We start from the raw sequence: 16705 nt of genomic DNA on the forward strand, positions 1-16705 counted from the left end.
TCAGATCACGCTGGTCTTGGCGGGGTGGCGGGGTCCGTGGCCGGGGGGTGGATCGATGAGGGTCCGGTACGGGGTGCCGGACTTCTCGGCTTCGGCCATGCGGTCGTAGACGTCGAGGATGAGGTCCTTGGTGCGGTAGGTGCCGTGGGCGGCGAGGTCTTCGCGCTTGACGATGAGAAATGTCTCCATTATGTCTTCCAACTCGTCGCGGTCGAGGCCGTAGAGGCGGAAGAAGGCCGCGTCAATCTCGGCACGGAGAAGCGCACGGCGCTCCTCACTCCAGCGGAACGGCGCCTTCCCATAGCCGAGTTCGGCAGCGAATGGAGCCATGGAGTGATCGGTGACGGTCAGTTCAACAGCCCTCTTGGCGATCCAGGTGCCGATGTCCTCTTTGCCGTCAGGGCTCGGCTGGTTGTATGACTCTGGCGGGAGCACCGCCAACTGCTCGAACTGGAAAAAGTTCAAGTTGGAGCCGGCCATCTTCTGGCGCAGCACGTAGTCGAGCACGAGAGCCGACGTGTTGGCGTAGAGGGCGGTGGTATTGCCCGACGCCGTGGGAAGCATGAGGTTCGCCGAATCGCCCAGGCCGTGAGCTGGGAAGAGGAACGAGAGAACCGTTCGCCGATCAGTCGACCGGCAGATCTTCCGAAAACCGGTGAGCCATTGCCGATCCCAGTTCCGATCGGCAAGCTGGGATGCTACCCCCATCTCGAAGATGGTGTTGCCCAACCTGTCCCGCTTCTTTGTCGGCACATCGAACTCCGGCACCCAGTACCTCGGCATCGGCACGAAGTCCGGATCATCATGCTGCTCCGGTGTCAGGCGCGGCAGCGTCCCCATGTTCGCCTGTGCCTGCGTCTGGCCCTCGTACGTACCCAGCCGGTGATCGAAGTGGTGCAGCATCTTCGCCTCGTACAGGGGGAGATACCGCTGCTCCTCCCGCTCGAAGACGTTGCCCCGCAGTTCCCAGCCGTCGCCCTCCAACTGCTCGGCCGTGCGGAAGAGATGGGAGTCGTTCGACATGTGGAACATCGTCATGAACGACAGACCCCACGGATTGCCGTCCGGGTCGTCCTCCTTGATCAGCACCGGGACCCGCCGGTAGATGCCCAGGGTGATCTCTGCGTCCCGCCGGGAGCGGAACACCGGCAGCGTGCCGGTGTTCGGGTTGACCAGCAGGATCTCCTCCAGCGGCATCGCGAATCGGCGTGCGGCGAGGTCTTCCATGTACCGCGTACCGAAGGCGAACGATGCCTCGCGTACGCGCACAGCACGACCGCCGACCGTGAGCAGGCAGAACCGGACACGGTGGTCGACGTCCCGGCTCAGCAGAAACGCCTCGTTCTCGAAGTCCAGGAACGCCGCGAGCCGTGCCGTTCGCACCAAGTCCGAGAAGAACGGCGCCGTCGTCGCGTCCGTGGCGATGCCCGTCGGCAGCACCAGACCGAAGTGACCGAGCGGGGCGATCGCGTGCGAGGCGTTTTCGGCGAAGACGGCGTACGTGTTCACGTCGCCCGCGCCGGCCAGTGGGAAACGGGCCGAGTCCCGCAGCAGATGGCTCGTCCCTTCGGCGATGCGCTTCGCCGCCGCGAAGTCCGTCGCCAGCGCGCGTTCCTCGGGGTGTTCGCTGGTGGCAAGTGCCGTGATGAGGCGTTCGCGGGCCGCCTTGTTGGCGGCGGTGGCGATCTCCTCGCTCCGCGAGGCGAAGAACTCCTGCTCCTGGAGCTTGACCCGCTCCCACGGCGGGTTCCCCAGCACACACGAGAACCCACCCGCCCACCCCGTCCGCTCGTCCACCGAGCCCGCAGTGGTGCCCTCCGGCACCCGGAAGACCTCCGGGAACTCCAGGTGCCAGTGGAAGAAGTCGTACGCGTCCCGGAGATCCTTGATCTGTTCGTCCACGCCGTCGGCCACCCGCGCGGCGCCGTCGTTCAGGTCGAGCAGTGTCTTCGTGGTGATCGCGGGGACGGACTTCTCCGTCTTCGGCCAGACGAAGGCCGCGCACCACGCGTCGGCCAGCTTCCGCGCCTCGACGTACTCCGTCGAGGTGGTGAGTTCCTGGTAGCGGTCGCGCTGCTTGTGAACCGCCTCCAGGCTGTCCGAATCGGCGGCGGTGATGTCCGTGGCCTCACGGGTGAGGTCGGCGTTGGGGGCCCGCAGGGGGACCGTCTCGAACAGTTCGCCTTGCAGGGCGTCGTGCTTGAGGTTGTCCAGCCAGGCCAGCCGCTCCGCCTTGTTGCGCTTCTTGAGGCCGGAGACCCACTTCCTGTCGTCGCCCTCGATGGCCTTGAACGCGTCGTCCGGCAGCCCGCCCGCCAGCAGCTTCGGTGTCGTACCGAGCAGTCCGTTCCCGTGCCGGATGTGCGCGTCCAGGAAGGTGAGCGGCTTTCCGGGGTCCAGCGCCTCGATCCAGAGGGAGACCTTGGCCAGCTCCACCGCCAGGTGGTTCAGGTCCACCCCGTAGACGCATCGCCCGATCACTTCGCGCAGCGCGTGCCGTACCGCCTCGACCGGCGGTTCCGGGTCGTCCTCGCGTACGGCTGCCAGCCGCTTGGCGATGCGGCGGGCCGCCGCCACCAGGAAGTGGCCGGAGCCGCAGGCCGGGTCGCAGACGGTCAGGGACAGCAGCGCCGCCTCCTGCTCCTCGCGGGTGGTGCCGGACTTGACCGCGTCGGTGATCACCGGCTCCAGTGCCGAGTCCAACAGGGACTCGATCAGTGAGCTGGGGGTGTAGTACGAGCCGGTGGTCTTGCGTTCGTTGCCCGCGAGGGTGCGCAGCTCGAACGAGTCGTCGTCACCGCGCCGGGGGACCAGCTCCAGCAGCGACTCGTAGATACTTCCCAGCTCCTCGGCGCCCAGGTGGCGGTAGTCGACCGGGCGCGGGCGGCCGAGCTTCTTGTCCTCCACCACCGACAGGGACCTGATCGCCGAGAAAAGCGCCTGGTTGGACAGCTCCCAGCCGTCGAGGACCGCGTCTTCCCCGGTCGGCTCGAACAGGCCGCCGAGTGCGGGCAGTCCGAGCGCGGGCAGGCCGCCCTCCTTGCCCAGGCCGTCGAGAACCAGCCGCAGGGCCTGCCACTGGTCGCCGTGCGGGCCGCCGCGTCGGCGGTTCGCCAGACGCCGCAGCTTCGCCGAGGAGAAGTACCGCTCGTAGCGGTCCCGGGCGGCGGGATCCGCGTCGGCCGGGATCAGGACGTCGCGGTCCTCGGCGACGAAGAGGAACAGCAGCCGGTACGCGAGGCGGAGCAGGGCGCGGTGCAGCAGGTCGACGGTCACGCCCTGCTGGTGAAGGCGCTCGCGCAGGGCACGGTTGGCGGGGTCCTTGATGAAGCCGGTGCCGAGCGTGACGAGGGCCTTCTCCACGCCCTCGCGCAACTGGTCCAGAGCGCGAGTGCCGCTGGCGATGGCCTCCGTGCGCCACTTCTCCAGCCAGCAGTTGGCAGGGTTGGGAGCCGTGGCGGCGGACGCGTCCGGGGCGGTGGTGTCGGCCTCGGCGGACCGTACATCGAACCGGGACTGGTGCAACAGCCGCCACAGCAGCTGGAATTCGGAGAAATGGTCGCCGTCGAAGATGGCCTGGAGATCGAACTCGATGTAGGACGCGCCCACCAGGGAGCTGGAATCGCGCAGCAGCCGCAGCTGCCGGCCGTTGGTGAGGACACCCCACAGCGTTCCGGGATCGCTGCGGTTGAGGTACTCCTGCATCATCGACTGCGGGGCCGATCTGGTGACGCCTTCGGTCCGGGTGTCCAACGGGGTGTTCCAACCCAGCAGTTGGAGCGGCACGTGCTCCCAGTGGTGGCTGACCGGGAAGTGCTTCTCGCCGTCGGCGGACGGCAGCCCACCCGCCGGCACGACGGGCAGATGGCCGAACTTCAGCTCGTCGAGCAGGGGCAGCAGCCAGAAGCGGCGGGTGATGCCGGTGGCCTGGACGGAGTTGTTCTCGTACGCCCCCTCCTTCTCCAGGGCGTCCCGCAGTGCCGTCCAGTTGCCGCGCAGCGCCGACCAAGAGCGCTCGGCGGCGTCCCGGACCGTGTCGCGGGGGCCGAAGAGGCGGTAGTCCGCGGGTGCGGAGCCGACCAGTTCCTTGCCGTCGGCGATACGGGTCAGCATGTCGGCCGGCAGCAGGCCGCCGACCGTGACGACGGTCGGAGTGACGGCGGTTCTGGCGAGGCTCATCGGCTGGCTCCTTCGGTCGTCGGAGCGGGCGCTTCCGCGCTGTCGGAGGTGTCCGGCAGATAGACGTAGACGCCGAGCACGTCCGGGCGGTCCTGCGGCGTGACCTTCAGACCGCGCCGTGCCGCGCCCACCGAGCCGCGCACCCGGCGGTGGGATTCGAGGAGTCGGGTGGCGAGTTCGACGCCGCGGGCCTCCAGGACGTCGTCGATCAGGGGGAGGCCGGAGATGATCCGCCGAGCGTGCTCCACGGCGCGCTCCGGATCCGTGTTGCCGGCCGCGCGGGCGGAGAGCAGGTCCACTGCCTCCTCCTCGGGTAGCCATTCCGCAGCGCCGGTGCCGCCCCAGAAGGCCAGGACCCGGGCGTCCTCTGCGATCTGGTGCAGGATGTGGCCGGACCGGTTCGGCAGGCTGAGCCGGAAGCGGTAGCGGACCAGCAGGAGCGTCGTCCGCTTCGTCACCGTCTTTGTACGGACGACGCCGCAGCGGCGAGCGGGCCGCTCCCAGCCGGGCAGCTTCGGGTCGAGCGCCGCGTCGAGGACGAACTGTGCCAGCGCGGACACCGCCGGATCCGTCCGGGTCAGTGCCACCTCACCGCGAGGGGCGACGGGGGTGTCGTGGAACGGCAGAGGGTTCGGATGCTTGGGGCCCAGCACCGTACGGAACATGTCCCGAACCGCGAGAGGAAGGCCCTCGGCGCCGATGCTGAAGCCCGTCGGCTCCTGGGACAGCGGGCCCGCCTGGCCCCGCAGCGCGATCAGGGCTGCCCGGGTGAACTCCCGTGTCTCTTCGCCCGATCCGAGGGAGGCGCGTACCTCGGCGACCTCGCGGGCGACCTCCTCCTTCTTCACGGAGTGCTGCGCGTAGCGGGTACGGGACGTCTTCTCCCGCTCGGCGGCGCTCTGCCACTTCGCGTGCAGGTCGTCCCGCTGCTCGTTCAGGCCGGATCCGGCGCCGAAGTCGAGGGTGAGCTGATCGCCCTGGATTCCCTCGCCGCGCAGCAGGAGCCCTTCCAGCACTGCCTGCATGACGTTGTCGGACTCGTCGGGTACGGGGACGGAAACCCCGGTCGCCTTGCGGATCCGTGCGTGTTTGCGCAGCAGGACATCGAGCACGATGCCGTCGATGCCGTTGTCCGCGCCGTAGAGGGTGACCGCGCGCACCACGTCGGTGCGCTGACCGAAGCGGTCGACCCGGCCCTCCCGCTGCTCGTGGCGGGTGGGGTTCCACGCGAGGTCGTAGTGGACCACCGCGTCGAAGCTGTCCTGGAGATTGACACCTTCCGACAGGCAGTCGGTAGCGACCAGTACACGCTTCTGCGGTGGCGGGTTGCCGTCCGTGTCCTCGGCGCTCAGGGCGGCGATGCGGGCGATGCGCTGGTCGGGGGAGAGGGTGCCGGTGACCGCCTCGACCGCGTGGGTCCGGGGCCCGCGGTTCGGGTTGAGGGCGGCTTTCAGATGGTCGGCGACATACTGGGCGGTGGGGATGAACCGGCAGAAGACGATCGGCTGGTAGCCGTCCTTGAGCAGTCCCTTGACCGTCTTCGTGAGCTGTTCGAGCTTCGCGTCCTTCGGGCCCGTCAGCGCCTCGGCCTGCTTGGCCATGGCCAGCAGCCGGCGCCGCGCGGACTTCTCCCGACCGTCCGTGTCCGCGTCACCGAGATCGTTGTCATGGCCGTCGGCACCGGGGGACCCGTCGTCCTCGGCGGCGGGGGCGTTGAGGAGCGCGCCGGGTACGGCGTCCGCCGACTCCATCGTCTCGTCGCCCGCCGCGTCCATCACGGCCGCCCGGCCGATGGCGTCGGCCTCCTCCTCGGTGACCGCGTCCAGGTTGGCCGCGCGGGTGCGCAGGGTCTGCGCTGCGGCGAGCGGCGAGGAGGCGAGGGAGCGGAGCAGGGCCAGCGCCGACCACCAGCGGATGCGCTGCTGGAGGCCCCCGGAGGAGTCGCGTACCGTCTCGCGGGCGTACGAGATGACCCGCTCCACCAGCTTCCGGTAGTCCTCGTGGAGGGTGTACGCGACCTCCAGCGTCTCACGGTCGCTGGGGAAGATCGCGTCGTCCTGGAAGTCGTCCCTGATGTCGGCCCTGCGCCGCTGGATGAAATACCGGGCCAGCTCCTTGCGGCCCGCGTCCCGGTCCAGGCTGATGGACTCCAGCTTCCGGTCCAGCAGACCGAGAAGGTTACGGAACGGTTCTTCCTTGCCACTGTGCGGCGTGGCCGTCACCAGCAGCAGGTGCCGGGCCGGGTCGTCGGCCAGGCGGCGCAGCAGCTCGTAACGGAGCTGGCGCTGCCGCTTGCCGCCGGATCCACTCTCGGAGACACAGGTGTGCGCCTCGTCCACGATCACCAGGTCGGGGGCATTCTTGACGAAGTCGTCCCGATGGCGGGGCGACTTGATGAAGTCGGTGGACACGACGTAGTTGCGGTCCGGGTGGAAGACGGAGCCGCCGTACATCTGGGACCGGGTGAGGCGCCCGATCGTGGAGGCCAGCACCAGTTCCGCGTCGATGCCGAACTTGCCGCGGAGCTCGGCCCGCCACTGCTCGGCAAGTGCCGGACCACACAGCACCACCAGCCCCCGCGCCTCGCCCTGGGCCAGCAACTCGGCGGCGATCAGGCCCGATTCGACGGTCTTGCCGATGCCGACGTCGTCGGCGATCAGCAGCCGTACGGTCTCCTGACGCAGGGCCATCAGCAGCGGCACCAACTGGTACGGCCGGGGATCGACGGAGATGCCAGCCAGCGAGCGGAACGGTCCCGCGGAGGAGCGGAAACCGATCCGCAGCGCGCTGCGCAGCAGCCGGGCCGCCGCCTGATCGCCGATATCTTCGGGGCTCGGCGGGGCGAACCGCGCGTGCCGGACGGACTCCAGGGCGGGCAGGACACCGGCCACGTCGTCGGCGGTGCCGCCGAGCGGCCGCAGGACCAGCAGCTCGGGCCGGGACTCGGGCTGCACCACCCACTCCCGGCCCCGGGCGTGGACCAGGGCACCCACCGCGAAGCGCTGGGTCTCGGCCTCGCCGGCGGCGTCGGCGGCGGGGACGTGCGTCGTCATCAAGGACCTTCCATCACACACAGGGGGTTGGCGCGCTGCTCATTGTGCCGGGCGGGTCAGGAATCGCTGCCGGTGCCGAAGACGCTCGGGTGGCGGGCCACGACCTCGGCCCAGTCGTCGTCGTATCGGAAGCGGATCACGTCCCAGCCGACGTCGTAGAGGCGTTCCTCGGCCTCCTCGTCACGGATCGCGCGGTGCGCGTCGTCGTGGTGGGGGCCGTCGACGAAGACGGCCACTGGGCCGCTCTTGAGGCGGTAGACGAAGTCGGGCTGGGCATGGGCACTGGTGACCAGGGTCTGCCGGGCGTCGGGGAGGTGGTGGCCGCGTGCCTGGAGGAAGCCGACGAGGCCCTTCTCCAGCTCCGAGTCGGCGTTCTCCGTCAGCTTCGCCGCGTGCTCGTCGCGGGTGGCGTCCGGGGGCTCGGAGACGGCACCGGCGGAGGCGAAACGCAGGAGCAGGTCACGCACCTGGGTCCGGTCGATCAGATGGTGCACGCGCTGGTTGCCGAAGGACAACAGGCAGTCGTAGCAGCCTAGTTCGCAGTGGTCCGGGCCGGCGGAGTCGTCCTTGCCGTCCGGCGTGAAGTGAGCGATCTCCAGTGCCTTGGCGGCGGCCTCGCGCAGCGCGCCCGGCTCGGCTTGGAGCCGCCGCAGCACACCGGCACCGCCCTCCGCGCTCTCGTAGAACAGGATGCGGTCGCGCGGGCCGTCGTCCGGGGGCAGTTGCTCGCTGTCCAGCTCGGAGTCCTCCAGCTGGAAGGTGGCCTCGATGCCGCGTTCCAGCGCGTACTGCAAGGTCACGGCCACCTGTTCGGGGACGCTCTCGGCGAGCTTGAGGACCAGGATGTTGCGGCTGTCCTGGACGTACGGGATGACCCGCTGCTTGCGCGTGACATCCTCCGCCTTCTCCAGGCCGTCCTGCTCCTCGCTGGTCTTACGGCCAGGCTTGTCGTTGCCCTTCTTCGAGTCGAGCCACTTGCCCTCGACGGTGTCGAGCCAGAAGCCGTACTCGTGTTTGCGCACGCTGCGGCGGTAGCCGAGGTTGGTCAGGCGGACGGTGGCACTGTCGCCGTACGCCAGGGTGGCCAGGTCACCCGCACTGTCGGAGACCCGGGCGGTGAGCTGCCGCAGTCGCTCGGCGTCACCGGCGAAGGCGTAGGACACCTCCACCGCGTAGCCGGCCCGCTGCCGTTCCTCCTCGTCGGAGGAGATCCGGTCGCGGCGCCGGGTGAAAACGGTGTGAAGCTGGAGCAGGCCGAGCCGCTTGGGGCCGAGTTCCTGACCGCAGACCAGGCAGACGTCCCGGCGGTCCTCGGGCAGATGGAGGTAGCCGCAGTGCCCGCAGTGGGACGCCTCGTCGGTGGTGAGGTCGCCGGCGGAGTCGGTGGGGAGCTGGATGCGGTCCACCTGGAAGCGGCTGCCCTCGTGATAGATCAGGGCCCCGGGACCGAACTCGCGGACGGCGATGAAGCGGGAGCGCTGGAGGAAGTCACCGTCACGCCCGCCGCGTGAGGTCCGGCCGGTGCCCGGGATGAACGCGGCCAGCGGCAGCCGGGGGAAGGAGTAGCCGGGGAGGAACCCCTCGGAGGCGAAGTAGCGGTAGGGGGTGAAGTCGGAGAGCACCGAGCCGGTGCCGCGCTCCTCGTTCTTCAGCAGTTTGAGCTGGGTCTCCGCCTGGGCGCGGCGCCGCTTCGCCTGCTCCGACGCGTCCCGGTTGAGGGTGTGGTCGAGGATGCGCTTGTGCTGGACCGCCCTCTCCTGGAGGGCCTTCTCGTAGAGCCGGCGCCAACGGTCCAGCGCCCGGTCGAACGCCTTGGGGGCGTCCTCGACCTGCCGCTCCAGCCAGTGGGCGTCCCACCAGGCGGTCTCCTCGAAGTCCGCCACCGCGTGGGCGAGTACGGCGGTCGCGCGGCGCAGGGCACGGCGCTTCGCGCCCGCGTCCTCGGTCTGCTGGGTGACCGTCGGCAGAAGCCGCAGCGACGGCTCTTCGCCGTCCGCGTCGAGGAGTTCGGTGATGCCCCGGCCCAGATGTAGCTCCGTCTCGGACAGCCAGAGGGCGTGGACGTGGGAGCGGATCAGGTCCTCGTTGGCGAGGTCGAGGCGGGGAGCGGCGACGGAGCCGGACACCATGTCGGCCGAGCGCTTGAAGTAGTACTGGTCGTGACTGTTGCCGGTGGCGCAGTACGTGGTGACCAGGGCGGGCTGTCCGGAGCGGCCCGCGCGGCCGCTGCGCTGGGCGTAGTTGGCGGGGGTGGGCGGCACGTTGCGCAGGCCGACTGCGTTCAGGCTGGCGATGTCGACGCCGAGTTCCATGGTGGGCGAGCAGTACAGCAGCGGCAGCGGGACCCCCTTACGGAAATCGTCCTCGCGCTCCCGGCGCAGCGGGGCGGGGACTTGCGCGGTGTGCTCACGGGCGAGCATGCCGGTGAAGGTGGTCGCGATGTCGGTGTACAGCTTCTTGAAGAACGGGTTGGCGCGCGGCCCGGAGCCGTTGCCGAACGTACGGCGGAGTTGGTCGGGCGGGCCCATCTCGTCGTCACGCGCGGTCCAGACGAAGGTGGTGGAGTTGATCCGGTAGCCCGGTTGGCCCCCTCCATCCCGGGCGTTGACGGCCTCCGTGAGCAGACCGGCGTCGCTGAGGGCGGCCAGCATGTCGCGAATGATCTGCTGGCACTCATCGGTACCGATCTCCTTCCCCCAGTCCGGGAACTGGCCCGCCTGCCGCAGATGGCGGCCGAAAGCGCCGCGCGGGGTCAGCGTCAGTTCGCCGCGCGCACGGCCGGGGCGCCCCGCGCGGGCGAATGCGGTACCGGTGGGCGGTGGGGTGCGCTCGCCCTCAGCCAGTCCCCACGGGTCCACCAGGAGCTGCGAGAGCTTACGGATCTCGTCGAAGCCTGTGGTGGTGAAGTACGGCACGTCGATGGCCCGGACCCGGCGCAGCTCGTCCAGCAGGATGCGGCACAGTTCGGCCCGCTTCCCGGGCGCGGCGGTGCGCAGCGGGCCCGCCGCCCCCTCCCACAGGTCGTCGCGTTCGCACAGTTCGGCCAGATCGGCGTAGTCGATCCGGAGCAGACCGGTCTGTTCGAGGTTGGGCATGGTGATGCGCCAGCCGCGCTCCAGGTCCAGGTAGAGGCGGTACGCGACGACCTCGCTCAGCGCGTGCCGGGTGCGGGCGGCCTGATTGGTAAGTTCGCGGGGGTTGGCGGAGTACGCGGCGGGCGCGAGGCCGAGGTGGTGGACAACCCGCCCGGCCACCAATTCGTGGCTGAGCCCCGCCGGTGCCTCGGCCGCCGCGCGGTGGAGGGCGCCCCGCAACTGGGTCACCTGGACGAAGTCGTTGAAGTGTCCGGCCTGGAGGCTGGCGTCCTGCCGGTTGTCGACGAAGGTGAGGAGTTTGCGGGCGTCCTCGTCCAACTCGTACTCGGGCATGGCCTTCAGGCTGCGCACAACACTCGCGCTGATCATGGAGGTGGCCGAGGAGCGGCCCTCCCGCTCCAGGGAGAGCAGCTTGGGGAAGTCGTTGCCGCGCACCGACTCGTAGCTGACCCCGCAGTCGTAGCCGAGGCAGAACATGAACGGCATCGGCAGGAACGCCGCGTACAGGCCCTGTCCGCGCTCGACCGCTGTGCCGTCGGGGGTGACCCAGACGGGCTGTGGAGCACGCTTGGATCGGCTGGGGACGAGCGTCGGCGCACCGGACTTGGCGTCGGTGGCCACCCAGCTCTCCGGGAAGCGCTGGTCGTCGAGTGCCTTGCCTGGCTGTTCGGGCCAGGGGAAGGACGCGCTGATGTAGAGGTAGCCGTTGTCCTCGTCGCCCTCGCGGCGGTCCCGGAAGAGGGTGGTGCCGTCGGCGCGCGTCTCCCTGGCCACAGCCAGATACTCCTGGCCGCACTCCCGGCAGAAGAACAGGGGGAGCAGGATCTTGTCCTTCTGGCCGGGCACTCGCTGCTGGTAGCTGCGCCCGATGTGACGGGTGTCCTCGTCCTCCAGTGACACGTACACCGAGTCGCCCTTGGAGAGGAACTGGTGCAGCCGGAACGCGAAGAGTGCCCGGCCGGTTGCATGGTCCTTGGCCTGGGAACCGGCCCGCAGGGTGTTCCTGATGGCGGCCAGGGCGGCTTCGTACGACTCGCCCGTGCGCCGGGCCAACTTCTCGGCGGCGAGCTGCACGGTGGTGGGCCGGGCCCGTACGAGCTTTCCGTCGTCGGGGTCACCGCTCAGCGTGCGCAGGCCGAAGGTGGACTCGATCCATGCGGCGAGCGGGTCGGCGGCGAGAGTGGTGTGGTCGGTGGACGGGGCGTCGGCGCGTACCCGTTCGGCCAGTTCCTTGTCCGACGCCGTGTCGGGACGGGTGGCCCGTACGAGGGTCTCGCCCACCACCCGCTCCGGGGACACGGTGGCGTCGAAGAGGGTGGTGGCCACCTCGGCGACCGTGCCGCGCTGGTCGGCCAGGGATCCGCCGGACGCCATCGTGGCGGAGGTGCCGACGCACTGGAGATCGGGGGCCTCGCAGGCGTCACGTACACGGCGGACCAGCAGAGCCACGTCCGCGCCCTGCCGGCCGCGGTAGGTGTGCAGCTCGTCGAGGACCAAGAACTTGAGGCCACGGGCCTCCCGGATCAGCCCCTTGCGCTCACGGGGGCGGGTCAGCATCAGTTCCAGCATCACGTAGTTGGTGAGCAGGATGTCGGGCGGGTTCTCCATGATCCTCGCCCGCTCGGCCTCGTCGTCCTGACCGGTGTAACGAGCGAAGCTGACCGGCTCGTTGCCCTCGCCGTAGCCGTGGGTCAGGAACTTCCTCAGCTCCAGTTCCTGGCTGTTGGCCAGCGCGTTCATCGGATAGACGATGATCGCCTGCACACCCGTCGCGCCCTCCTCACGGCTTCGCAACACCCGGTCGACGACGGGCACGATGTAGCCCAGGCTCTTGCCGGACCCGGTGCCGGTCGTCAGGACGTACGACTCGCCGGACCGTGCCGCCTCGATCGCGTCGCGTTGGTGCTGGTGGAAGGTGACCGGGCGTCCTTCGAAGGAATCCTCGGTCTTCCCCGTACGGAAGATCCGGTCGCATTCAGGATGCAGGAGCCCGCCCGGGCGGGAGAGTTCGGTTACGGAACCGCCCGAGGCGAAGCTGGGGTTGAGTGACAGCCAGGGATCCGGCCACTGCGCGCCGGCCTTCAGGGAGTCGTCGACATTCGCCTTGATCTTCTCGTTCTTGATCAGGACGGAACCAGAGGTGAAGTCCTGGTAGTCGGTGATCAGTTGGCGGTGCACCTTGAAGACGTCCACAGAACCCTCGCTCGCTCCCCGTCGACCCACGTGTTCGTCACGCTACTTGCCACGGTGGGTGGGCCGGCCCCGAACGAGGCGGCTGACCCATGACATCAGATGTTGTGAACTCAGTCAACGCAGCAGGTGTTTGAGTGCTGTGAGTCAACTTGGTTCCGTTCCGTCGTCTGCGATGGCACACTCGGTGATCACGCGCGGACGATCGGCCGGACGTCCCGGTCACCGTCGGAAGGTATCTCGCAGGCATGGACGTCGGGACGGTCATCGCCAAGCGTTACCGGGTCAAGAGCCCCCTGGGCCATGGCGGCATGGGGCAGGTCTGGATGGCGCACGACGAACATCTCCGACGCGATGTCGCGGTGAAGACCATGACCCCGTCCTCCCCGCTCACCGTGGAACAGGCCGCGGCGGACGCGGCGCGTTTCGAGCGGGAGGCGAGGGCCGTCGCCCGCCTCGACCACGGCGGGCTCGCCGCCGTCTACGACATGGGTGTCGAGGCGGGCACCCACTACCTCGTCATGCAGTACGTGCAGGGCACAGATCTCGGCGATCACATCGCCGAGCGGGGGCGGCTGGGTGTCGAGGAGGCGGCGGCCGTCGGCGTGCAGATCTGCGCGGTCCTCGCCACGGCCCACGCGCGGGGCATCGTGCACCGCGATCTCAAGCCCGGCAACATCCGCATCCGTACGGACGGTGTGGTCAAGGTGCTGGACTTCGGGGTGGCGGCGGTCCTCGACCCCGGGATCACCCGGCTCACCACCACCGGCGAACGGCTCGGCACCTGGCAGTACATGGCTCCCGAGCAGGTCCGGGGCGCGGCGGTGGACCGGCGTACCGATCTGTACGCGCTCGGCTGTCTGCTGCACGAAATGGTCACCGGGGAAACGCTGTTCAGTGACGAATCGCCGCTGCTCGTGCCCAGCCTGCACCACGACGCGGCACCGACTCCGCTGCGCGACCTCGTGCCGGACGTTCCGGCGGAGTTCGAGAGTCTGGTGCTGGAGCTCCTCGCCAAGGAGCCGGACGACCGGCCCGCGCACGCGGGGGAGATCTACCGGCGACTGGCCGCCTGGCTACCGGCCGCCGGGAGCCCCGAGTCCGCGCTCGTGCCGTGGATCGAAGCGGACCCGCGACGGCCCTTCCGGCACCCGCTGGCCCCCGACGCGCGCCCCGTCCGGCAGTGGGCCAACGAGAGGGACGGGGCGTGGTAGGGGCGCTCAGCCTTCCGACGGATGGGCGTCGGCCGGTGCCGCGGACTCGAAGAGGGAGAGCTGGAGCCGCTCGTCCTCCGGGCCGGGATCCTTCGCCAGACCCGCGGCCTCCGCCGCGTCCGGTTCCGCCTCGGCCTCGCCCCGGGTCGGCAGGACGTACTCCTGCGCCAGACCCGCCAGATGGAGCGGCAGCGGCAGACTCAATGCGTCCGGCAGGTCCGGGGCCTGGCGGAGCTGGTGCACCGCGAGAGCCAGCGCCTCGGGATCGTCACCGTCTTCGCGGTGGCAGCCCAGCACCGCGATCTCCACCAGCCCCGGATTCCAGGCGGCCTTGTCCGTGTCGACCGTCAGCCTCCCCTTGGTGTTCAAGCGCGGCGCGAGCTTGTCGGCGGTGACGGCCGCCGACTTGAACGTCTGCGCCTTGGCCGTGGTCGACCAGAACGTACGAGCCTGGTCCGAGGGGACGGACGGGTCCTTCCACAGATGGGCCGCCAGCCCGTTCGCCCCGTCCGGGTTCACCGCCCACCACTGGGCCGTCTCCCGGCCCCGGGACGTACGAACCCGCACGAGCCGCAGATCCGGCTCCAGCCGCCGGGCCGGGGCGTGGCCGCCCCGGAACTTGTCGGCCACCACCTTGCCGTCCTGGAGCCAGGTCCAGTGCGAGCGCATGTTCTGTGCGTGTGCCAGCAGAACGGTGGGCCCGCCCCGTACCGAACGCCGCACCCTCTCCAACCACTCCTCGGCTGCCTTGCGCTGCTCCGCCATGTCCGCGCGCCACGAGGGGCGGACAGCCGGCGCGTCGCCGTCACGCGGGGCCGGCACCGTCCCTCTAGGCACCTCCGCCCGCCGGGTCAGACCGAGCAGCATGAGCGGATACGGCACCCACTGTCGGGTCTCCTCGTGCCAGCCCTCGACCCGGGCACAGCCGTTCCCGGCCGGCTCCGGCGTGATGAGGACCGCGACCGGCACATGCCCGGCCCAACGGGTGCGGCTGCGCGCGTTCTTGCGTACCATCCACACCGCGAGGTACCGCAGTCCGTCGGGCAGCCGGTCATTCAACCGGTGCTCGGGATGGACCCGTACACCGAGCTGGCGCAGACCGTCGTCCCAGGCCTTGACCGCCCTGAAGTCCGCGTTCTTCTCGCTGTTGTACCCCTTCACCTTCTTCGGGACCGCGACGAACTGCGTCAGTACGCCCGCATCCGAGCAGCCAAGCCGCAGGGCGAACTTCGGGTCGTGGTCGGGGGAGGAGAAGTCCTTCGCCCGGTCCAGTTCGACCAGGGCCAGACTCGGCGCCGGCGCTTGCCCCTCCGTGGTGCCGACGTTGGCGGTGACGAAGTCGGCGGTCCGCGCCCGGCGGTCCGCGAGCGCCGCCGTCACGGCCTCGCGCGAGGGACGCCGGTCAACCGGCAGCATGAGGTCGGCGCCGAGCGAGCCGGTGAGCTTCACACAGCGCAGCCGTACGGTCAATTCGGGCATGCGCCACTCCAGCACCACCGGGCCCTGCTCGAACCCGAGAGGGGAGTCCGGAGCCCCGCCGTCGCCGCCCAGCCCGAGGTGGGAGACCAGCCCGAGGACGGCCTTCTTCCGCATTGCGGGCGTCTGCCAGAGCAACCGGGCCTCCAGCACGGGCGGTTCACCGGCCGCCGTAACCGCGTCGCCCCCGGTCAGATGGTCGGCGAGCTGACGTACGGCGGCGGCCGTTCCTTCCCTGCGTGCCGTGGCCCGGTCCTGTTCCGCCGCCGCCTTCCTGTCCGCCCCGGTCGGATCCTGGCGAGGATTTGCAGGCGTCGGGGCCGCGAGCCCGGTGTGAACCAACTCGGGGGCGGGGCACAGTTCTCCGGGCAGTGCCTGCTCCGCCCACTCGGTGATCTGCGAACGCTGATGGGGCATCAGACCCGCCCCGACCTCGTGTGAGCCCATAGCCGTGCTGTACACGACGGCGGCCCGCATCTCGTCGTTCATCCACTCGGACGGCTTGGTGAGGAGCGCCTCGGCATCGGGGAAGGGCTCCGTGAGAGAGATGCTCCGCAGCATCCCGGCAGGTCCTCCGCCCACCCAGTCGTGGCCGCCCTTGCTCCAGCCCAGTCTGGCCACGGCGAAGCGGTCGCTGGCCGGGGCGCCCGGCAACCACGGCACCCGCGGGCGCAGCAGGACCGTCGTCCGACGGCCGTACGGCAGATACAGCCGTCCCGTCCTGGCCCCGGTCCTGGTGGCGTACCGCCGCACATGGGTGTGCAGATGGAACCGGGGCAACGGGTCGAACGGCACCGTCTGGAGAGTGATGTTGAGAACGACGGAGAACCACTCGGTCCCCCGGGGCGACTCGTGCGCCAGCGCCTGCGACACCAGCTCAGCCCCCTGGTCCATGGGGCCGCGCGGCATGGCACGGAAACGCAGTCGGCCCGCCCCGAAGTCGTACGGATCGAGATCGAGGATCCGCCGGGCCAGCCAGTCCGTCGTCAGCTGGAACTGCCGGGAGTCCGGTGCGGCCGTACCCCCCTTGGTGGGCTCCGGACAGCGCAGCAACTCGACCTCGACGTCCTCCCGCCACTCCGGCATGGACTCGAAGAGCCGCGCGCGCGTCTCGGTGAGCAGGGAGCGGTGCTCCGGTTCGGGACGCAGATCACGTAGCCAGGCACTGAGAAGACCCTGAAAGGCGGCCCTAGGCAGCGGGTTCGGCAGGCCCGAAGGGGCGTACAGCCAGTAGTCCGGGCCCGCCCCGCCGTATCGGGACGGCCGCGGCCGGACCAGCAGGTCGGGCGCGAGAGTCTGGAGGACCTGATCCATCCGGAAGGTGGGGACGGTCTCCAGCGGCTTGTCACGCCCCTCGTTGCACAGCGCGAGCAACGTGCCACGCCACTCCTCGGGGAAGGGCAGCGCCCGGTAGCGCCCGACAGCCGAGGCGTCGGGGCCGGTCGGGAGCCAGGAGGCGGTGCGGATCTTCTCGTAACGGTGGACCATGGTGTGCTCC

The 16705-nt window shown here is 69.9% G+C and carries 5 protein-coding genes; 1 reads left to right on the top strand and 4 read right to left on the bottom strand.

All coding sequences use genetic code 11. From position 1 onward, the window contains the following. The 3 genes from ACFYNU_RS19425 to ACFYNU_RS19435 are packed head-to-tail and all read right to left on the bottom strand — an operon-like array spanning position 1 to position 12520. Entirely contained in the window at positions 1-4179 is a 4179-nt protein-coding gene (locus ACFYNU_RS19425) for an Eco57I restriction-modification methylase domain-containing protein (RefSeq protein ID WP_356590769.1), read from the bottom strand. Further along, positions 4176-7232 (bottom strand): helicase-related protein, encoded by a 3057-nt coding sequence (locus tag ACFYNU_RS19430; protein ID WP_356590771.1) that lies wholly within the window; start codon positions 7230-7232, stop codon positions 4176-4178. Before ACFYNU_RS19430 ends, ACFYNU_RS19425 begins: the two co-directional genes overlap by 4 nt. A 56-nt stretch (positions 7233-7288) precedes the next feature. Next, entirely contained in the window at positions 7289-12520 is a 5232-nt protein-coding gene (locus ACFYNU_RS19435; protein WP_356590773.1) for a DEAD/DEAH box helicase, read from the bottom strand. Positions 12521-12765: 245 nt separating this feature from the next. Here ACFYNU_RS19435 and ACFYNU_RS19440 point away from each other — a divergent pair, with 245 nt between their 5' ends. Next, the gene (locus tag ACFYNU_RS19440) at positions 12766-13731 is read left to right on the top strand and encodes a serine/threonine-protein kinase (protein WP_356590775.1); all 966 of its coding nucleotides are present in this window, start codon (positions 12766-12768) and stop codon (positions 13729-13731) included. 6 nt (positions 13732-13737) lie between these two features. On the opposite strand, the gene ACFYNU_RS19445 is transcribed toward ACFYNU_RS19440, so the two are convergent. Continuing rightward, positions 13738-16695, bottom strand: coding sequence for a pPIWI_RE module domain-containing protein (locus tag ACFYNU_RS19445; protein WP_356590777.1), 2958 nt, complete (start codon positions 16693-16695; stop codon positions 13738-13740). Positions 16696-16705: the final 10 nt, after the last annotated feature.

It is taken from the genome of Streptomyces sp. NPDC006643 (genome assembly GCF_042870175.1).
Classification (GTDB): Bacteria; Actinomycetota; Actinomycetes; order Streptomycetales; family Streptomycetaceae; genus Streptomyces.

What these genes read in the sequence shown, in the direction of transcription:
- ACFYNU_RS19425 (WP_356590769.1), bottom strand. Translation starts at nt 4,179, where the DNA reads ATGAGCCTCGCCAGAACCGCCGTCACTCCGACCGTCGTCACGGTCGGC.
- ACFYNU_RS19430 (WP_356590771.1), bottom strand. Translation starts at nt 7,232, where the DNA reads ATGACGACGCACGTCCCCGCCGCCGACGCCGCCGGCGAGGCCGAGACC.
- ACFYNU_RS19440 (WP_356590775.1), top strand. Translation starts at nt 12,766, where the DNA reads ATGGACGTCGGGACGGTCATCGCCAAGCGTTACCGGGTCAAGAGCCCC.
- ACFYNU_RS19445 (WP_356590777.1), bottom strand. Translation starts at nt 16,695, where the DNA reads ATGGTCCACCGTTACGAGAAGATCCGCACCGCCTCCTGGCTCCCGACC.